Origin of the sequence: Fodinibius sp. SL11, from assembly GCF_052060035.1 — a bacterium.
GTDB lineage: Bacteria > Bacteroidota > Rhodothermia > Balneolales > Balneolaceae > Fodinibius.
Genome location: NZ_JBPOEA010000002.1, coordinates 165,890 through 187,218, shown reverse-complemented (window position 1 = coordinate 187,218; position 21,329 = coordinate 165,890). Strand labels below are relative to the sequence as shown.

Annotated in this window: 15 protein-coding genes; 5 read left to right on the top strand and 10 right to left on the bottom strand. The window is 42.0% G+C overall.

Annotation, left to right across the window (positions count from 1 at the left end; genetic code table 11):
* Positions 1-6: 6 nt before the first annotated feature.
* Positions 7-3,111: a SusC/RagA family TonB-linked outer membrane protein gene (locus ACQ76V_RS03970; RefSeq protein ID WP_440999183.1), complete on the bottom strand. Its 3,105-nt coding sequence runs from the start codon at positions 3,109-3,111 to the stop codon at positions 7-9.
* Between the two features lie 488 nt (positions 3,112-3,599).
* Here ACQ76V_RS03970 and ACQ76V_RS03965 point away from each other — a divergent pair, with 488 nt between their 5' ends.
* Together ACQ76V_RS03965 and ACQ76V_RS03960 are read left to right on the top strand one after the other, a co-directional pair.
* Positions 3,600-3,857 (top strand): hypothetical protein, encoded by a 258-nt coding sequence (locus tag ACQ76V_RS03965; protein WP_440999182.1) that lies wholly within the window; start codon positions 3,600-3,602, stop codon positions 3,855-3,857.
* Positions 3,858-4,051: 194 nt separating this feature from the next.
* On the top strand, positions 4,052-4,294 hold the full coding sequence (locus tag ACQ76V_RS03960) for a hypothetical protein (protein WP_440999181.1): 243 nt from the start codon (positions 4,052-4,054) through the stop codon (positions 4,292-4,294).
* Positions 4,295-4,709: 415 nt separating this feature from the next.
* On the opposite strand, the gene ACQ76V_RS03955 is transcribed toward ACQ76V_RS03960, so the two are convergent.
* Together ACQ76V_RS03955 and ACQ76V_RS03950 are read right to left on the bottom strand one after the other, a co-directional pair.
* The gene (locus ACQ76V_RS03955) at positions 4,710-6,218 is read right to left on the bottom strand and encodes a RagB/SusD family nutrient uptake outer membrane protein (RefSeq protein ID WP_440999180.1); all 1,509 of its coding nucleotides are present in this window, start codon (positions 6,216-6,218) and stop codon (positions 4,710-4,712) included.
* 63 nt (positions 6,219-6,281) lie between these two features.
* Positions 6,282-9,437, bottom strand: coding sequence for a SusC/RagA family TonB-linked outer membrane protein (locus tag ACQ76V_RS03950; RefSeq protein WP_440999179.1), 3,156 nt, complete (start codon positions 9,435-9,437; stop codon positions 6,282-6,284).
* 469 nt (positions 9,438-9,906) lie between these two features.
* Here ACQ76V_RS03950 and ACQ76V_RS03945 point away from each other — a divergent pair, with 469 nt between their 5' ends.
* The gene (locus ACQ76V_RS03945; protein WP_440999178.1) at positions 9,907-11,259 is read left to right on the top strand and encodes a GWxTD domain-containing protein; all 1,353 of its coding nucleotides are present in this window, start codon (positions 9,907-9,909) and stop codon (positions 11,257-11,259) included.
* A 980-nt stretch (positions 11,260-12,239) separates the two neighbouring features.
* Here the strand turns inward: ACQ76V_RS03945 and alr are convergent.
* Positions 12,240-13,412 carry an alanine racemase gene (gene alr / locus ACQ76V_RS03940; RefSeq protein WP_440999177.1) on the bottom strand — a complete coding sequence of 391 codons (1,173 nt, stop codon included), beginning with the start codon at positions 13,410-13,412 and terminating at the stop codon, positions 12,240-12,242.
* Entirely contained in the window at positions 13,409-14,572 is a 1,164-nt protein-coding gene (locus tag ACQ76V_RS03935; RefSeq protein WP_440999176.1) for an amidohydrolase, read from the bottom strand. The genes alr and ACQ76V_RS03935 overlap by 4 nt, the downstream gene beginning before the upstream one ends.
* Before the next feature lie 278 nt (positions 14,573-14,850).
* Between ACQ76V_RS03935 and ACQ76V_RS03930 the strand changes: the two genes are divergently transcribed.
* Entirely contained in the window at positions 14,851-15,387 is a 537-nt protein-coding gene (locus ACQ76V_RS03930; protein ID WP_440999175.1) for an REP-associated tyrosine transposase, read from the top strand.
* Positions 15,388-15,487: 100 nt separating this feature from the next.
* Here the strand turns inward: ACQ76V_RS03930 and ACQ76V_RS03925 are convergent, their stop codons facing one another.
* The 5 genes from ACQ76V_RS03925 to ACQ76V_RS03905 all read right to left on the bottom strand — a co-directional run bounded on the left by ACQ76V_RS03925 (position 15,488) and on the right by ACQ76V_RS03905 (position 19,922).
* Entirely contained in the window at positions 15,488-16,084 is a 597-nt protein-coding gene (locus ACQ76V_RS03925) for a peptidoglycan DD-metalloendopeptidase family protein (RefSeq protein WP_440999174.1), read from the bottom strand.
* 354 nt (positions 16,085-16,438) lie between these two features.
* Complete coding sequence (locus tag ACQ76V_RS03920) at positions 16,439-17,509, bottom strand: alanine racemase (RefSeq protein WP_440999173.1); 1,071 nt, start codon at positions 17,507-17,509, stop codon at positions 16,439-16,441.
* Between the two features lie 2 nt (positions 17,510-17,511).
* Entirely contained in the window at positions 17,512-17,955 is a 444-nt protein-coding gene (locus tag ACQ76V_RS03915) for a GNAT family N-acetyltransferase (protein WP_440999172.1), read from the bottom strand.
* The gene (locus ACQ76V_RS03910) at positions 17,955-19,439 is read right to left on the bottom strand and encodes a sodium:solute symporter family protein (protein WP_440999171.1); all 1,485 of its coding nucleotides are present in this window, start codon (positions 19,437-19,439) and stop codon (positions 17,955-17,957) included. The genes ACQ76V_RS03915 and ACQ76V_RS03910 overlap by 1 nt, the downstream gene beginning before the upstream one ends.
* Positions 19,440-19,568: 129 nt before the next feature.
* Positions 19,569-19,922 carry a bactofilin family protein gene (locus ACQ76V_RS03905; RefSeq protein ID WP_440999170.1) on the bottom strand — a complete coding sequence of 118 codons (354 nt, stop codon included), beginning with the start codon at positions 19,920-19,922 and terminating at the stop codon, positions 19,569-19,571.
* A 165-nt stretch (positions 19,923-20,087) separates the two neighbouring features.
* On the opposite strand from ACQ76V_RS03905, the gene rocD reads away from it, so the two are divergent.
* Complete coding sequence (rocD, locus tag ACQ76V_RS03900; RefSeq protein WP_440999169.1) at positions 20,088-21,323, top strand: ornithine--oxo-acid transaminase; 1,236 nt, start codon at positions 20,088-20,090, stop codon at positions 21,321-21,323.
* Positions 21,324-21,329: the final 6 nt, after the last annotated feature.

Sequence of the window (21,329 nt, the reverse complement as noted above, 5' to 3'; positions counted from 1 at the left end):
ATAAGTTTAAAGTCCAATATTAATTCCAACCTTGACACTACGGGCATGAGGATAGCTAAAGAAGTCAGTACCCAAAGCCGTATTGCTACCGTCAAAGGTATTTATTTCAGGATCAAGGCCTGGATAATCTGTCCATGTAATTAGATTTTGACCTGTTGCATAAATTCGCAAGCTGCGCAACCCAAATTGCTCCAACTTGTCAGCCGTGAAATTGTAGGCCAAAGTTGCAGATTTTAGACGCAGGTAGGAACCATCATACATCAAGAAGTCAGACTCACGTGTATTCTGGTTGCTATCAAACCAAGATGACCGTGGCACATTAGTATCCGTATTTTCCGGTGTCCAACGATCTTTTGCACGATCCCATGAGTTGTAAGCATACCCATAGTGGCCATAGAAACCCTGTGCGTTGTTAAATATCTCGTTTCCATAACTGAACTGCAGGAATGCACTCAGTTCAAACCCTTTGTAGTTCAACTTGTTCGTCAAACCCCCGGTAAAGTCAGGCTGGGCCGAACCAATCACTTTTTGATCCTCTGAGTTCACCACGCCATCATCGTTAATATCAACAAATTTAACATCGCCAGGCTGGGCAGGTCCAGCATCATAACCAGCATTATCTAACTCTTCCTGGGTATTCCAGAGTCCATCAGACACATAGCCATAGAATGCGCCCAATGGCTCACCTACCGCAACGCGATTGGCAAAACCAGACGCAAAAGGCTGATCCTGATATAGCGCCGTTACTTCGTTGCTATTATGCGAGATGTTGAAATCGGTGGTCCAAGAGAAATTCTGGGTTTGAACATTAATAGAATTAATCGCTAACTCTAGCCCTTTGTTTTCAATAGAACCAATGTTACTGTCAAATCCAGTAAAACCAGTGGTAGCAGGTACAGGACGATTTAAAAGAAGGTCGTCTGTTTGCTTAATATATCCATCAACTGTTACCGTGAGCCGTTCCTCAAAAATAGCGAGGTCGACACCTGCGTTATATTGGGTTGTTTCCTCCCATCGCAGCTCTGGATTGGCCAGCTGAGTAGGTGCAAGGGCGGGAGTCCCTGAATAACTTGCTACCCCATAAAGAGCCTGATACGAGAAATTACCAATACCTTGGTTACCCGTGATACCGGCACTCAATCGCATCTTTAGGTTATCAATCGATTCAACGTCATCCATGAAATCTTCATTCGTAACTCTCCAAGCAACAGATGCAGAGGGGAAGAAACCATAGGCATTATCTTCACTAAATCGTGAAGATCCATCAACTCGACCCGTTAGCGTTACTAAATAACGATCATCGTAGTCGTAATTTACACGAGCCGTATATGACTCCAACCCATTAGTCGTCAATGAAGAACCACCCGTCGTGGTTGCCGCATTGTTGATAGTTCTTAAATCATCACTGGGATAGAATTGACCATCAGCAAATGTACGCTCGAACTGTGTTTCCTGGTAACTGACTACACCAAGAGCATTTAGGCTGTGGGCACCAAAATCGTTGGTATATGCAAGTCGAAGCTCGGTTAACCATGTTTGCTCTAAACCGATACTATAGAAACCACTGCCCAATGGTGATCCCTGATTGGTAAAACTTGGTGAGTAGCTTACCTCATCAAGATCATAGCGATCTATACCAGCAGTTCCAGTTACGGAAAGATTATCAGTTAAATCATAACTGGCTTCCACATTACCAATAAAACGCGTACGAACAGCATCATTGGTAACTTGAGAAGCAGCTACCGGATTTGAAAACGCCCCTACACTTGGATTATAATCTCCATTCGCAGTTCGAACGGGCGCCGTTGGATAAGCAAGTATGGCGTTAGTTAAAACACCATAAATATTGTTATCGTTTTCCAATCTTTCTGTTGTTGATCGACTGTAGGATACCCGTGAATTAATATCTGCTCTTTCACTGATTTGGTGCTCCAGATTTAGGCGGCCGCTCAGTCGTTCAAAACCGGCATTCTTCATAATACCATCTTCATTAAAGTAATTCCCGGAGATAAAATACTGCGTGGTCTGATCTCCACCCTGGGCAGAAATGTTAAATTCATCGGTTATACCAGTATTGAAGACATTGTCTTGCCAGTTAGTTGTTGGCGCTGATGAAGGGTCATTACCATACTCATCAATTGCACCAAGCCCTGCATAAGTACCAAATGTTAATCCATTGGAAGCAAGAAAGGAATCCATCGCATTATAACGATCTTCATAAGATCCCCAATTGGAGTAACCAAAAAAGTCACCATACATCCCGTCAACATACATTTTGATAAACTCTGGACCACTTAGCATATCAAGCTCATTATTGAACTCCTTAACTCCGTGACTATAGCCGAAATCAATCTGGGTATCACCAGCAGAACCGTCTTTGGTAGTAATGAGTACTACACCATTTGCACCACGAGCACCATAAATGGCCGTCGCCGAGGCATCCTTTAAAACTTCAATGGATTTAATATCCTGTGGATTTACGGTAGAAAGACCATTAAGACCTTGATTACCAACACCAACAGCAGAGTTACTTGCATTTGAAACAGGTACTCCGTCAATTACATAGAGGGGTTCGTTTGAGGCGTTAATAGAAGTAGCACCACGAACACGCACTTTAATACCGCCACCGGGTGTACCTGAGTTTTGTACAATATTAACACCCGCAGCACGTCCCTGAAGTAGCGAGTTCGCGTTAGATGTAGAAACCCCTTCAAAATCTTCTGAACTAACAGAAGTAATTGAACTTGTCAGATTTCCACGTTCTACTTGCTCACCATAACCGGTAACAACAACATCACCCAACTGGGCAACGTCCCCTTGCAGTTCAACATCGATTGTTGAACGGCCGTTGATTTCAATTTCTTGGGTAACAAAACCGACATAAGAGAACTTAAGCGTACCGTCAGAGGGAGCGTTAATTTCATACGTCCCGTCTGATCCGGTAGCGGTTCCCCGATTTGTACCTTGTAACATTACTGTAACTCCCGGGAGTGGTTCACCGTCTTCAGCTGACACAACAGTACCAGAAACGGTAATGTCTTGTGCCATAGCCGAAGTAGCAAACATCAAACCGAAAGTACATACTAATAGAGATAGTACCTTCAACTTCATAATTAGAGATAGTTTTAGTTTAGATTAATGCCCCTTAATGTTATGCCAACCCAAGCTATCTAAAAACAAATTAGACGAGCCAACGTTATACATACCAAGAAGAGACGTTATTTATGGGTTAAGCCTTCGGTGCAGTGCGCAACGAATAGCTTAATTTCTTCGAAAAAGATTTGTTCAAGAGCAATTCCTAAAATGATTAATAGCCGTAATAAAAATTAGACAGGAGCAACAATTGTGATATCAGCCGAATGTATTTCATCACAGCCTGTCAATAGGTTGGGAACTATAACAATTCGCTATTTCCCTGTCAACTAAAAGTTTAAAAAAAGTTTAGTTTTAACATTCTGACAAATTAGATTTTTATCTAACTTAATTATGTTAGATTATTAATAAACAAGGGTAATATAATCAGCATACGGATGCGAACGCTTTTACTATTCTTTACATATTTACTTGCCGCCCTGCTTATCAGCTGTAGTAGCAGCAAAATGGATAACATACAACGCGGTATCGACTACAACTATAAATCGGGTTACCCGGAGTTTAGGTCAAGTGCCTTTGGTTTTGTTGATGAAAATGAGGGGCCAGTACTCGAAATTACGACAGACATTATCAAGGGCAGTTTGGTGTACACCAGTAATCGAAAAGACGACTCCCTTTCTGCTGAAGTGGCGGTTGATATACAAATTACGGATCTCGATGGTGAGCAAAATATTGAGGCAAAGCGTATTACCCGGCAATTATGAAATAGCTGTGACGGTGCAGGATCTCAATTCCAAACAAAAGCTTACCCAGACCAGTAGCGCCTATATTCCAGCCCCCCCAACAACAAGACTATACGCTCAGTGAGATACAGCTGTTTGGCAAACAAAACAAGGATAAACAGTGGACGCAAATATCGGGTTACCATGTATCGAATGCAGTAGATTCGCTTCGATTTATGTTCCAGGTTATCAGTCCCCAGTCCGACAACCCGCTAACCCTTGATACCCGATTGGTTTCTTTCGCTTCGGATACCAGCCTGCCCCGAGCTATTACTCGCAATAATTATAGCAGTTCAAATATTGAATACAAGGGAATCGATTTTAACAAGGAAATGGAACTGCAAAGTAATAGGCGTGTACTTACTGATTACAGCAGCGTGTTTATAGAGTTTAAGTTTGCGAATCCAAGATCGGGGTAATTACCGGTTTGAGGTTACTGCTACCAAAGAGAGTGAAAATAGATTCTTATTAATAGAATCACACCATAAACAGCGGCAAAAAGTGAAGGAATGTTATAAGCTAAAATCCACAAAATAATGGACCAAACTGTGAAAAACGACTATGGCCTCAAATAACGGGAAATGTCAGAACAGCTTTCAATTCTATTTATAAGACCTACTTTAGTTTCACCCTCATACACAAATTATTTAAGCGCAACGTAATTACAATTCTTCCATAATGATCAGTACAGAAAAAAGATCATTTAACTGGCTCAACAGCTCCACTCCTTCAAACAGCAAAACCCGGCGGAATGCTTCGGCAGGGTTCTGTACAACCAATAAAAAAAGCCGCCTCGAAAACGAGGCGGCTTTAAAGGATTTCTAAGATATTAGATTATTGGCAAGTATCAGCTCCACCATAACCTTCATTTTGACAAATATTTTCATTTGCATCCAGCTCAGACTCTGGGATAGGCCAAGTTAGATTATTGGCATCTGGCGCAGTAATAGCACCACTTGTACCAGATGTAACATTCATACCAAGGCGAACCAAGTCATGTTTACGTTTACCTTCAAATGCTAATTCGGCTCTTCTTTCGAGATGAATAGCATCCAGAAGTTCTTGGTTTGAGGTGAAGTCAGTTTCATCATATGCAAAGTATGCTGAAGCATCTTCATTACCACCCTGGTCATTTGTAACTCGAATTGACCGCAAGTGTACATCATTTAGTAGATCAATCGCCTCATTACTTTCAACGGAAGGATATGTACTTGCTGTTTCAGCAAGTGCTTCAGCACGCATCAACAACACATCAGGATACCTAATAATAGGAGCATTATCCGAAGTATTTGATCCATCTTCATACTTTAAAGTTGCATTATCTTGATAAACAAGTTCAGTATAACGTAGATCTTCATACGTATATCCTTGTGGCAAATTTTGTGCTTGGTCACTTGTAACCGCATCCAATGCCGTTAAATAGTCTGGAGTTACCTGGATATCTCCTCGTCCTCCAAAATCTGTAGATGCGTAGAACGTAGAAAGTGAATTATTAACACCTGGATTATCCTGCACGGTATTTACTATATCGAATACAGCTTCAGGCGAAGCTTCTTCATTATTAAAGAAGTAGGCTTGAGGAGTATTTTCCAAGCTATATGTGTTGGAGTCTATGATTGGTGCCGTTAAAGAAGCAACCTGTCCATACTCACCTTGCTGTAAATATACTCGTGCCAAATAAGCATGTGCATTATACACATTGGCTCGAGAATTAAAGGCTGCTGTTCCTCCATAAGCACCGGGTCCATAATTGGACAACAAATTAATTGCATCATTGAGGTCTGTAGTAACCCTGTTGTAAACATCAGCAACAGAACTACGCTCAGGAGCAACAAAATTTTCAGGAGACTGTACACCTGAAGTTAATATTGGAACACCCGCATGAGAGTTACTCGCAGTATATCCCCAGGGCTTTGCCCACATGCGCACCGCTTCGAAGTGAAGCATGGCACGAAGGAACAGTGCTTCACCTTTGATCCGGTCGGCAGCCTGAGCAAAGTCGGCATCATCAATTTCACCGGCATCAACGGCTTCAATGATGAGATTGATATCATTCAACGCAGCATAAGTACCATCCCAAACGTCGCCCACTTGGGAATTAGTCAAATCAATATTATGACTTGAAATTTGTGCCCACTGTTCAAATGAACCGGACCACGATGCATTATCAGCCATAATCGATCCAAATAGCGGATACGAGGATGCCATTACATCTCCATCCTGGATTTTATCGTAAGCACCCGCTAAGGCACTCTCTAAGTTTTGCGTACTATTGTACAACTGATCGAGAGAAAGTGACTGGCGCGGCTCTTGGTTATCCAAGATATCGCAACCACCAATCACTAACGCGATCACTAACGCGAAAAATGTTAAATTCAAATATTTCATGATCAATGTTAATTTCTTTTAAAATTGAAAATCAATTCCAGCTTGGAAGGTGCGAGCCTGCGCAGGAGCAAAGAATACATTACCCTGATTGATATTCGTGCTTGGCGCAGAAGTAACTTCCGGATCCATACCATCATACTCATCACTCGTAATCGTATACAAGTTCGTACCCTTTACAAACAGGCGTACCGTATAATCTTGCGTAACGCTTGCCGGTAACGAATACCCGAGTGTGACATCCTTCACACGCATGTAGGAACCATCTTCAAGAAAACGAGTACTTGACTGGCTTCCATTTGCTGTTAAGAGTATCGGCTTAGGAACATCTGTAATATCACCGGGCTCCTTCCAGTAATCAAGCTGTCGAGTTGATTGATTAAACAAAGAGTTCAAGTTCGAATCAAGAAACTCTCCATCCGCTCGGTAAATATCATTTCCGTAGGTGTATTGTAAGAATACACTCAGGTCAAACCCTTTATACCGGAAATTATTTCTAAACCCACCGAAAAAGTCCGGATGGGGATCACCGGCGATTATTCGTTCGGCTGACCCGTAATTAGTCGTTACATAACGATCGCCAAATCGGCTTTCGTTTTTAAAAGCAACGCCCTGATCAATTTGCGCTTGCGTTGGCTCGGAATTCATATACCATACAGCAAGTCCATCATCAGGATTTGCACCAGCAAACTCCCGCAGATAGAACGCGCCCAGCGCCTCTCCTTCACGAACAAGCTGTTCGCCAGCAACAATATCATCTCCTCCAATTAGAGACTGAACCTCATTTTCAATAAATGAGATATTAAAAGAAGACGTCCACTGGAATTCTCCGGTGAAGATATCAGCGCTTACATCAAATTCTAATCCTTTATTGCGCATCTCACCCTCGTTCTGCGTAAAGGTGGTAAAACCATTTGTTGCAGAGATTGGACGACCAAGTAACAGATCGGAAGTTTGCTTGTCAAATACGCCCAATGAACCTCGTACTCGACTACCAAAAAATCCATAGTCAAGTCCAATGTCTAACTGGGTAGTTTTCTCCCATTGTAGATTTGGATTTGACAACTGTGAAACACTCAATCCGGGAGTTCCGTTGTAATCAGAGCCAGCTCCCGCAAGAGCAAGGGCAGGATAATTTCCTATTCCATCAGCATTACCTGTAATACCATAACTGGCACGGAGTTTTAAGAAATCGAGTACATCACTTCCGCTCAAGAACTCTTCATCCGAAAGAACCCAACCGGCAGAAGCCGCAGGGAAAAAGCCGTAACGGTTGTCTGAACCAAATCTTGACGAACCATCAACACGTCCATTTAGGGTAAACAAGTATTTATCCTGGAATGAATATGTGATTCGCGAAAGGTATCCCATAAATGCATAAGAACTGATACTGGCACCGCCTCCTGTAATTTCAGCAGCACTGTTCAACGTTTTTAGGTCATTACTTGGAAAACCATTTCCTGAAACAGAAAAGTTTACGTTTTCAGAACGCTGAAGCGAAGTACCTACAAGCGCCGAAAGACTGTGTTCACCAAAGTCACCGGCATATCGCAGCGTAGCATTCCAGTTATAGTTCACATAGTCTTCGCTGAGATTGAGTCCAGTACCAACACCAAAGCCGTCAGTAGTCAGATCACTGCGTTTTTCATTAGTTCGAAGTTGAAAAAGATCAACAGAGATGTCAGTATTAAATTCAAGCTGAGGAACAACCTCCCATGATAAATTAGAAGAAATCACGGTCTGCTGAAAATCCTCTTCAATTTCTGTACCCTCAAGGTTCGTTAAAGGAGTACCTGTAAAAGCAACAAAGTTATTAGGGTCAACACTTAAATTTGGCTCCCCTTCATCCGTTCGAGCAGGAACATTGGGATAGTAGAGTGCCGCAAAAGTTATTGGAGCATCTACCTGGTTACGCTCAGAACGCTTGAAATTACGGCTGTACGTTGGAGCAATATTCAACCCAACCTGCACCTTATCACTGATTTGGTGGTCAACTTTAACACGAGCAGAGTAACGCTGCAGGCGATTCCCTTTTACATATCCCTTCCGATCGTTAAAACTTGTTGATATACGGTATTGTGTTTGTTCGTTACCACCTGATACACTGGCATTTACTTTCTGAATAGATCCTTGTTCTTGAACCAAGTCCATCCAGTCAGTACTGGAAACATCCGCAGGATCCTCACTTAAAGAAGCATCGGCCCCAAATATTGCTGCGTTACCGGTGGGGTCAAACCACCATTCTTCAGCAGATCTATTTACACCAAATGCTCCATTAAGCAATGCATCAAAACCGTTTTCATCAAAAAAGTTCACTCCTGCTTGATTCCACATCTCAGTGAACTGCTGGCCATTCAACATGTCATACTTGTCAGTAGCTTCTGTTACACCACCGGAATAACTAACATTAACCTGAGTTTGTCCTGCACGACCTGACTTGGTCGTAATTAAAATAACCCCGTTCGAACCACGAGATCCATAAATAGCAGAAGCAGAAGCATCTTTTAGAACCTCAATTGATTCAATATCATCCGGGTTTAAGTTAATGAGCGGGTTCGTACCAATACCCACACCAGAAACTTCGCGACCTATCGATCCATCACCGGTTGTAAGAGGAACACCATCAACAACATACAGAGGCTGAGCATCTGCGTTAATTGAGGCTGTACCACGAATACGAACAGCAGAGGGAGATCCCAATGTACCTCCGGCCTGCGTTACCTGAACACCCGAAGTATTCCCCTGTAAGGCATTTTCGATGGTATTCAGTTCTTGATTTTCTAATTGGTCAGATCCCACGGAAGATATTGAACTAGTCAAATCTCTTCGTGACTGGGTCCCGTAACCGACCACTACAACATCTTCGAGCTGTGCTACATCCGTAGCAAGCTGAACATCAATGGTAGTGCGCCCGTTAACAGGAATTTCCTGATTTTGAAAACCAACAGAAGAGAACACTAACGTCCCGTTTGATGGGACGGAAATTTCATATGTGCCGTCGGTTCCGGTTGCGGTTCCCCGGCTTGTTCCTTGTATCATAACTGTAACTCCCGGCAATGGTTCACCATCATCAGCAGACACGACAGTACCAGAAACGGTAATGTCTTGTGCCATGGCAGAAGTAGCAAACATCAAACCGAAAGTACATACTAATAGAGATAGTACCTTCAACTTCATAATTAGAGATAGTTTTAGTTTAGATTAATGCCCCTTAATGTTATGCCAACCCAAGCTATCTAAAAACAAATTAGATTAGCCAACGTTAAACATATTAGGAAGGGATGTTATTTATGAATTAAGCCTTCGGTGCAGTGCGCAACGAATAGCCTAATTTCTTCGTGAAAGCGTCATTTTAAGAGCAATTCCTAAGATTGATTAATAGCATTTAAATTGATAAGGTGATAATTAATTCAATTATAAACCAAAAAATATCGGCATTGTCTTTTTCCCCATCAATAGTATATATACTATAACGAATGATTTTTTAGTTATCAACTAAAAATTTTTGAAGAATCTTACTTTTCTCCAACTTAATTTTGCCAAGTCAGTAAAAAAGTTTAAAAATATTACTCTGCGGATGCGAACTCCTTTACATTTCTTTTCAATATTTTTTGTGGCCCTGCTTATCAGCTGTAGTAGCAGCAAAATGGATAACATACAACGCGGTATCGACTACAACTATAAATCGGGTTACCCGGAGTTTAGGTCAAGTGCCTTTGGTTTTGTTGATGAAAATGAGGGGCCAGTACTCGAAATTACGACAGACATTATCAAGGGCAGTTTGGTGTACACCAGTAATCGAAAAGACGACTCCCTTTCTGCTGAAGTGGCGGTTGATATACAAATTACGGATCTCGATGGTGAGCAAAATATTGAGGCAAAGCGTATTACCCGGCAAATCATTACGAGTGATAAATCGATCACCCACAGCCGTGAAATTGAGTATATTCCCTATCGGTTACCAGTACCACCCGGCAATTATGAAATAGCTGTGACAGTGCAGGATCTCAATTCCAACCAAAAGCTTACCCAGACCAGTAGCGCCTATATTCCAGCCCCCCAACAACAAGACTATACGCTCAGTGAGATACAGCTGTTTGGCAAACAAAACAAGGATAAACAGTGGACGCAAATATCGGGTTACCATGTATCGAATGCAGTAGATTCGCTTCGATTTATGTTCCAGGTTATCAGTCCCCAGTCCGACAACCCGCTAACCCTTGATACCCGATTGGTTTCTTTCGCTTCGGATACCAGCCTGCCCCGAGCTATTACTCGCAATAATTATAGCAGTTCAAATATTGAATACAAGGGAATCGATTTTAACAAGGAAATGGAACTGCAAAGTAATAGGCGTGTACTTACTGATTACAGCAGCGTGTTTATAGAGTTTAAGTTTGCGAATCAAGATCGGGGTAATTACCGGTTTGAGGTTACTGCTACCAAAGAGAATGAAGATGGGGAAGAAATCTTTAAAGGAAGATCATTTGGAATAAAAAGTGAGAACTTTCCCGCCGTGGAAAGTGTCCGGGAATTAGCTCGTCCCCTTTACTATTTGATGGGTCGCGGGGACCACGAAAAGCTCATGTCCATTTCTGATGATGATTCTCTTAAACAAGCTATTGATCGTTTTTGGCTCAAGAATATTGGGAATAAAAGCAAAGCCCAACAGGTTATTGCGCAATATTATACGCGTGTTGAGGAAGCAAACAAACGATTTTCTAACTTTAAGGAGGGCTGGAAAACAGATCGGGGACTGATTTATATTCTTTTCGGTGAACCCTTTCATACCCGGGATCGCCTGCGTCAGCTCATCTGGTACTACTCTTATAACACGGAGGATCCTCGATACCGCTTCTTTTTTGAGCAGCCCAAGCTCAATAACAAGTTTTATCCTTTTGACCATTACCTTCTCGACCGCAACAGTTATTATCATAATATTCTTTACAGTCAGCGGAGCTTATGGCTAAGTGGACGCATTCTTGAACGACAGATTTAATTTTTGAAGTCACTAAGTTACAGAACAACTGAGGGCTTGAGTTTTAAGTTTACAAGTAAAAAGTGAAAGGAGTATAAAGAGCTATTATCTCGTGACGATTCTCTGCATAGCCACCGATACGGTTGATTCTACAATAGCTTGTCGGAAGAAAAACGCTTACCCCGGGATAATTACTTTGAGATAATCAGTGAGTTGACCCGATCTACCCCATACCAAGGTGGGTCCAACCTTGGTCAAGCTCAACCTTCTGTCCCCAAGCATGGCCCAAGGATGGTACAAGGATGACCCAAGGAAAAGCCATCCGTATTTATGCGATAAAATGATTCAGGATTTAAAAAAGATATTCTCTTCTTTCTCGTACCATACCTCCGTTGCGGTACGTCACCTGACAAAGCCGGACGAAGTGAGCGTAACGGAGCGATAGCCTTTAGATTCTACGCGAACCTGATGGCTGTATATTCCTCGATTGCGCTGTGCCCTTCGAACCCTTGGTGTAGCAGTGAGCGAAATGATTGAAACGAATGAAGTGTGGCAATCTCCTGCAAAGAGCTAACTGAGGTACAAAAAGTTACCCCTCTGATGCTACGCGGGCTTGTTTTGGGAGATTACTTCGTCGTCGCAAGCTTCTCCTCGTAATGACACTGCTTTTAACCAACGGCTGTCATTACGAACAAGCGAATGAAATGAGCGAAGTTCGGTAATCTCCATGATATAAGCGACACATGGCTAAGTGGTTCTCCTTTTGGTGCTACGCGAGCTTATTTAGGGAGATTACGTCGGTCGGAGAACTCCCTGAATCAATTAGATATCGCATGAGTGATAATCTTTAAAATGCTATATACACCGGTTTAACTATTTAAAATATCACCCAACAAAAAAGCCGCTTCGTAAACGAGGCGGCTATGAATAGAGATTTATTTACTCTTACAAGTTCGGGAGTTATTCCACTCACTTTGCGAATTGTGTCAATTAATCACTTCTCAAACAATACTTCGGGGAATACGGGACGGAATCTGCACTAATACTTCGTAATTCATATTATTCCGCATCTCACTAAACGATGAAACTGTTATCTCCTGTTCTCCCTGGTGCCCAATAATGACGACCTCATCGCCCTTTTTAACGTCAGGAATATCCGTTACATCCACCGTCAACAAATTCATATTGACCAATCCCGCCACCGGTGCACGTTTGCCGTTTACAAGAACGATACCCACATTTGTCAAATTTCGGGCAAAGCCGTGCGAATATCCTATGGGGACAGACGCAATGGTTTCATCACGTCCGGTTAAATAGGTGTTGCCATACCCCACAAATTCTCCGGCCGGAACCTGCTTGGTACTCATAATATTACTTTTCCAGGTCAATACACGCTCCAGTGGATCTTTGTGCTCTTTATTAATATCCGGGTACTTTTTTACGAAATTCATGTAGGTTTCCCGATTTGGCCAAAAGCCATATTGGGCGATTCCCACACGTACCATATCCATAATGGTCTCCGGGTAATTCAACGCCGACGCAGAACAGGCTGTATGGCGATGTTTTGCTTCAATCCCCTCATCTTCAAACCACGAACAGTACTCCTTAAAATTATCGATCTGATCCTGAATCCGCACATAATTACCCACACTTTCGGCTCCGGCAAAATGAGTGCAAATGCCATCCAGCTGTAGATGTTTATTATTCTTTTTAATGATACGAACCGCCTCTTCAAACTGTTCTTTTTCCAGACCCAATCGGTTCATTCCGGTTTCCAGGTGCAGGTGAATACGTGCCGGCTTTCCAATACGCTGTGCTTCTTGAACAGCCCATTTCAATCGATCCAGTTCAAAAACAAAGAACGAAACATCCCGCTCGATCGCCCATCCCAGCGCTTTGTTATTGATCATCCCCATAATCATGATATGAGTATCTTCCTGCGTACTTGCTCGAGCAGCTTGTCGTGCTTCGTCAGAACTAAAAACCGAGAAGTGACGAACCCTGCATTCCTCCGCCATTGGTACAAAATGCGCAATGCCGTGTCCATAAGCGTTTCCCTTAATTACTGAACTAAAGACGGTATCTTTGCCGATATAATCCGCTAAAAAGGTGATATTCTTTTCAAAAGCTTGCTTACTTAACTCAATCCATGACGGATATAACTCGTTATTCATGATCTATCAATCGTTTCATTTATTATTTGCAAAAACATCGAAATACCAGTGGATATTATTTCATCGGGAAAATCATAGGTCTGAGCGTGCAAGGCCGGGTGTTTTTTTCCTGCACCTAACCCAAACATAGCTCCCTTATACTTGCCGGTAAAATGACCAAAATCTTCGGACCAGCTAAAAGGTTCTTTTTTGTGATAAATTTCAGATCCCAGTTTATCGGCAGCCGTTTCAATAATATCCACGGCCTCCGTATTATTTACGGTGGCAGGAAATTCCTCCACCCACTCAACGTCAATGCCCAACTTAAAGGTATCGGCATACCCCTCTGCTATTTGAATACAATGATCCTTCAGCTTTGCTAACAACTGATCATCATAGGTACGCAGTGTTGCCATTACGGTGCCCTGTCCCGGTGACGTACCAAAAGCGCGTTCGCCCAGCCCGGCATGGATGACCGTTACTTTTGCTGCTTTTTCCAACGGGACCTGAAACTGTGGCGCTGCCGAAAAAGACTGTATTGTTTGTGCCACGGCCAACGCCGGACTATTTCCTTCTTCGGGATGGGCAGCATGAGCGGTGGCCCCCTTAAAGCGGACAATTAATCCTACCGAAGCCGCGGCAAAGGTATCCTTTTTAACAACAATCTGATGCTTTGTAAAGCCCGGCAGATTATGAAGGGCAAAAAAGTAGTCTGGTTTCAAATCCCTGAATTTTGAATCCTCCATTACGCGCTGTGCCCCTTCCCCGGTTTCCTCAGCCGGTTGAAACAAAAGCGTCACTTTTCCAGCCGACGGGCGTTGATCTCCCAGCAGTTTTGCAACTCCGGCCACGATCGCCATGTGCCCGTCGTGACCACATTTATGACCGATACCCTCTTTTTTAGATTGATATTCGGTTTCAATATTGTCCGTAATTGGCAACCCATCGAGCTCACACCGAATTAACACATGCGAGCCTTCCTTTTTAGAATCATAGGTCGCCAACAAACCGGTCCCACCAACATTTGTGTACAGCTCATCGGGTTTGGTAGCCGATAAAAATTCGGTAATTATTTCAGCTGTTTGCTGCTCTTCTCCCGATACTTCAGCTGCGGCGTGCAACTGATGGCGTAACGTTTTTAATTCTGGTAAATATGGATCAATGTTTAAATCGAGGGGCATGCCGGAGTTCCTAAATCACAATTTGTGCAAGGCACAAGTAGTGGATTTTAGAGCAGAATTTCCAATAGTTATTCTGGCGTATTCTGTAAATCAGCTTTCCATTATCTCCTATATTTATTGCCTTTCCTTTTCAGGAATACAACTCCCTTAGAATTGATTTTATAAATAACCTAAGCAGTTGCGAGCAAGTTGCACTCTCGAGCAATATGGCAACAAATCTATTAAAATATTGTAAGGATCAGTCTTTCAAAGGCATCCTACTTTAAAACGATATTATCATGAGCTCATGGAAGGTATATTCTGATACGAAGTATTACTTTTGCACCACTGCCCTAACAAAGTGGTATCCTGTTTTTACAAGTATCGAATATTATTCTCTAATTACTGATAGCCTAAAATATTGCCACAAAAACAAAGGGTTATCTATTCATGCGTATGTAATAATGCTTAACCATTTACATTTAATCATTTCTGCTAATGAGCCTAAATTCATTCCAGATATCATTAGGGATTTAAAACGCTATACTTCATCTGAAATAAGTTCTTTGTTAAAAACGAATAATCAAATAAACGCTTTAAGAATTTTTAAAGAAGCGGCCACTGGACGCAAAACAAATCAGGAATATAAAGTTTGGCAATCCGGCTACTATCCTATCGGAATTTATTCGGAATGGTTTTTCAGACAAAAGCTTCATTACATTCATCAAAATCCTGTTAGAAAAGGATATGTTACCAAGCCGGAACATTGGAAGTTTTCCAGTGCCCGAAATTATGCCGGTCACCAAGATGTGCCACTGCTAATAGATAAGCTATAACTATTTTCTTAGGGAGTAAAACTCCCTCAGAATTGATTTTAAAAATAACCTAAGCAGTTGCGAGAGAGTTGCACTATCGAGCTACAGCTAAGTGATAATTTCAATACAAATTGCCCAACACTATTCTGGGATCAGGATAGGTTTCTAAAGCCTCTTCCCTATTTTCGGGTGCTACCACCCCCGGCATATCGGCTTCTTTGGGATCTTCGACGGAAAGCTGAAAATGAAGATGAGGCGCCCACCCGCCATTAACTTCCTGACTCCCAAGCGTTGCGATCTTTTGTCCCTTTTTTACCGGTCTATTCAGAGAAACCATTTCGAGTGATTTCTTTGAAAGATGTCCATATAAAGCATACAATGGCCGGCTTCCCAACTCATATTTAATCACCATCGTGGGGCCATAATCACCGGGCTGATCGTTATTTTGCAGGTATGCCAGTTCTCCATCCCAAAATGAGTATACCGGACTCTCCGCTTTCGTCCAGATATCAATACCCATATGGATATTACGTTCATTATTGAATTGGGATGCCAGATACATATTAGAACGCTGCTCATTATATTTCCCGATTCCCCACTCTTTGGTCGTAATAAAATCGGCATCATAGCCTTTCGAAAAATCAAAGACAAACAGATCCTCCTTACGGTCAGGATAATCCATTACTTTGGCAAAGTTATAATCTTCAAAGCCTTTCATAGTTGAGAATTAAGTAAAAGTTGTTTCAAATACTTTTGGATTGTAAATATCAGAAACTAACACTTCTTATTTTGATTGTGCAACTCCGGAACAGACTGAACACCAAAATTAACCATAAGATAATACGAGCGAACCTTTTAAATAAGCTTTTGTACGATCAGATTGACGGATTTTTATCAGTGTCAATCATTTAAATAAATTCCCTTACAACGCAGAGCATTTTGAGTGGATTATATATAGATCAATCTTCTGAAAATCTAACAAGGGTAAATAAAAAAGCACCGCAGCATAGCTACGGTGCAAGATGTTAAGAACTGAATTGATCAATTATCTTACATCATCTACAAGACTTCGCTACTCTACTACTTTATCAATATAGTCAGAGTTCATAATTCCCAGGGCTCCCATATATTTCATCCGAAAACGAATAAAGTCCCCCACCTCGTAGCCAGCCTTATTATCACCGACATCCAAAATGAGCATATCCGAACTGGCATCTGCGATCTTGATTCCCTCCTCTTCGTTAATCAAATGGTCGGGATTTATATCAAGATAACCGATATCTAAAATTGCACGATATGATGTTTCCCCGTATTCATCTTCGTCAATATCAACTACTTCGCCCTGTGGATTCATCCCAAGCTCACCGCTGGGCACCTTTGGCTTTTCAGCAATTTCGATAATTTGCGGGTAGAGTTCGAGCACATCATTATGCATACCCTCGATCGTACCATCGGTAAAAAGATTTTTACCGAAAAACAGGGCTTCTCCTACCCGAAAATGGTTAATACCGCTGGGCAATTGATTACGCAGCAACAGCGGAATAGTTACCGTGGTCCCGCCCGAAACCAATGGAATTTCCTTATCAAAACGGAGTTCAATAATCTGTTTATAGAGTGATAATTGGATGAGTTTATCCTCATCCGGCATTACCCCATGCATACAATTGAGATTAGCACCAATACCAATAACCTCGATGTTTGAGAGCTTAAATACCTTTTCATAAAAGTCGATCAGATTCTCACGAATCACCCCTTCGCGCAGGTCACCCAGCTCAATCATAATAATAACCTTATGCACCTTATCCTGGCGCTGGGCTTCTTCAGAAAGAGCGTGCAAGGTTGGGAGCTCGGTATTCAAGCTTATATCTGCATACTTAACCACCGATTCAATAATATCTTTGGGGGGCGGCTTGATATAGGTAGTCAGCGTATCGGGATCAATCTCCTTAATTTTTTTGAGATTACTGATGCGGGAATCAAGCATATCGCCAATCCCCAAATCAGCCACCTCTTTTAAATACTCCTCATGTCCACAAAGCAGCTTGGTCGTTATCCCCCACTTGATTCCATTATCTTTGAAGAGTTTATCAAGGAAATTATAATTATGACGTAACTTATCGCGATATAATTTTATAAAAGCCATCTCTATTTGCTCAGTCGCATTTCAAGATACTTATTCGTAAACCCATACTTTTCGTATAAATATTTAGCAGGATTGTCGGGCTCAACATGCAGTGCGATATCTCCCTCTGTTACATCAATAATACGCTCCATCAGTTGTTTACCGAGACCTTCGCCGCGGTAGTCCTCATGTACAGCAATATACACCAAAATATGTTCAGGAATAAATCCCCCCATATTGGTATGATTAATAATAACCGCACCCACAATTTGGTCTTTGTCATGAGCAACTAATATAAAACCGTCCTGTCCCTCTCCATCTCCATAAGCATAGGCAATACTTGATAAGATATGCTTTTTCTCATCACCGTATTCATCCAAGTGCTCATAAAGAAAATCTGCAATATCCTCTCGACTAAATGTTGTCGGATTTTCGATGTCAGAATATACTAAATCGAATTCAATCATTATTCATAAATAGCATTAACATTATCTGCTGAAACTTCAGCCGTATTCACAGTATCTCCATCGGGAAATGCCAGCGATACGACAATAAACACAATGGCCGACACCGTAATTCCAAATACATTGGCATCTAATCCGGCCGGCAAATTATTCAAAAATATTTCTAATGAAACCGTTGTTGATCCACCGCAAATCATGGCTGCAATAGCCCCTATACTGCTACTTTTGGACCAGTATAAAGCGCCAATAATCGGTACAAAAAGACCCGATACCATAAAGGCATAAGAGTACAGCATCAGATCAAGCACATTCGTCATTGTTGTAGCAATTAGCAGTGCAAATGTTCCGATTAGCAGGGTAGTAACCTGCGAAAATCGTAAAAACGTATCGCTGTCGTGATCAATCTCCTTAAAATAACCAATTATATCCGAAACTACATTACCGGATGCGGCCATCAGGCAACTGTCGGCCGTAGAAAGAATAGCTGAAAAATAGGCACTCATCATAATCCCCATAAGCCCAACGGGTAGCACGGTTCGCAACAACATAGGCAGACCCGTTTCGGGATCAGTCTCAGAGATATCTGCCGCACCGAGATACTCAAACATGCCTTGAGATGCGGCAACCTTGGCAAAGAGGCCCAACGAAACCCCCATAAAAGCCATGATAGGCCATTCAAATACACCCGCCAAATACCACGCTTTTTTTGCCGTTTCTTCATCATTACAGGCATAAATACGCTGGTAGAGGGTCATTCCTACAAACCAGATGGGAATAATGGTGACCGCCCAATAGATAACATCCTGCCAGGAAATGTTTGTCATTGAGAGCAAGGCGGGATCCACAGTTTGAGAGATAGCTTCCCAACCACCGACGGCTGTGTACGAAATGGGAATACCGATGAAAACAAGACCAATCATAAGTATGGCCCATTGCACTGTATCGGTGTATATCACTGCTTTTAGTCCTCCCATAACGGTATAAAGCACAGCCACTGACCCCATGATAATAAGTGCGGTCTGCAAGTCGAGATTAGCGAAAGTACCGGTAGCTAACTTGGCACCCGCTAATATCTGTGAGCTGGTAAAACCGGCGTATCCAATAGCGGAAATAATTCCTGCAACCAGTGCTACCTGCGGGGTAAAATAGTATTCAAATACTTCGGGAAAGGTATAGGCCTTATCAAATACGGGATTTCCTTTCACTTTGGGGATCAGAAAAACCGCGGCCAACCACGCACCTAACAGCCCTGTAAAGAGCATCCATGATCCGGATAACCCCATCGCAAAACCAAGCCCCCCCAAACCAATAGAAAAACCGCCGCCCACATCAGTGGCTACTACTGATAGTCCCACATGCAGGCTACTCATATTTCTTCCGCCTACATAATAGTCGTCAGCGCCTTCATTCTTGTTTAAAAAGAACAATCCAAAACCTAACAAGCCTGCCATATAGCAGATGAAGATAGTCAGGTCGATCCAATGCATAAATATGTTGCGCTATGTTAAACTTTTATCTAACAAAAAAACCCTTGAGCTATTACACTCAAGGGTCTTTTATTAAGGGGTTAATATACTTTATAAATGCTGTATGGTGCAAACCTTTTCGGCTTACCACTAATTACTTTTAGAACTGTTTGAGACCTGCCTGGTTTGGGAATGTTCTTCTTTCTCTTTTCTCTTTGATGTTTCTTTCTCGTCTGTCTTTAGTTCAACCTGATTCATATCTATTTTTGAAGATGATGCTATGTCCGGATCTTCCAAATAGATATCCCCCTCATGGATGCACCCTTCTGCCAAATATACGCTTGGAGCCTGAATATTACCTTTAACCTTTCCCTCATTTAAAATTAGAATCCCTGATGAGGCTCTAAGATCACCCATTATTTCACCCGCTACGATAATATTTTCAGCAGAGATTTCACCTTCAAACGAGGAGGACTTAGTTATAAAAGTGTCATTCTTATTCACGCTATTCCCCCCTTAAAATGCCAAGACCTAATTCTATTTAGAATACTATTAAAAATACTGTCTGGCAAATTTTAGCATCCTATCTCAAAAAATAATTTATCTTAACCTAAGTAGATCATATTTTAATCTACTTAGTGAATGAGAAATTAAAATAAACCACCTTCCATGATTTCAACAACCCAAGCAATTAAGCTCGAAGATCAATATGGCGCACATAATTATCATCCCCTCCCGGTTGTTTTATCCAAAGGGGAAGGGGTGTATGTTTGGGATCCGGAGGGAAATAAATACTACGATTTCTTATCGGCGTATTCTGCGGTAAATCAAGGACATTGTCATCCGCGCATTGTTAACACCCTTAAAGAACAGGCTGAAAAACTCACACTCGTCTCAAGAGCCTTTCACAGCGATCAGCTGGGAAAATATGAAGAATTTATGCACCGGACTTTTGGATATGACAAGCTCTTGCCCATGAATACGGGAGCCGAAGGCGTTGAAACAGCTATCAAATTGTGCCGCAAATGGTCCTACGAAAAGAAAAACCTTACTCCTGAAAAAGCGACCATCATCGTTGCCAAAGGAAATTTCCACGGTCGTACTACCAGTATTATTTCGTTTTCCAACGACCCTGTAGCCCGCAAAAACTTCGGCCCCTATACTCCGGGATTTGTTTCTATTCCCTATAACGATTTGGATGCCCTCGAGAAAGCGTTAAAAGAGAAAGATGTAGCCGGATTTATGGTTGAGCCTATTCAAGGCGAAGCCGGGGTTGTTGTTCCCGATGAAGGATACCTAAAAAAAGCTTCGGAGTTATGTGAAAAATACGATACCCTTTTTATTGCAGATGAAATACAGACCGGTATTGCTCGAACGGGCAAAATGTTGTGCGTGGACCATGAAGAAGTTCGTCCCGATATTGTCATTTTAGGGAAAGCTCTATCCGGAGGGGCTTATCCTGTTTCAGCGGTCATGGCTGATGACGACATCATGGAATGCATTCGTCCCGGTGAACATGGATCTACTTACGGCGGAAATCCACTGGCATGTGCCGTAGCCATGGAAGCATTAAACGTGGTGAAGGATGAAGGTCTTGCTGAAAACGCTGACAGGCTTGGAAAAATTTTCCGCGAAGAAATGAATAACCTTGTGGACGAATCAGAACTGGTCAAGCTTGTGCGCGGAAAAGGACTGCTAAATGCCATTGTCATTAATGATGCAGAAGACAGCGAAACAGCTTGGAATATCTGTCTTAAGCTGAAGGAAAACGGATTACTTGCCAAACCAACGCATGGAAATATTATTCGTTTTGCTCCCCCACTTGTAATGAGCGAAGAACAGTTGCGTGACTGTATCTCAATTATCAAAGATACAATTAAAGAATTCGAAAAAGTTGAGGCCTAACATAAC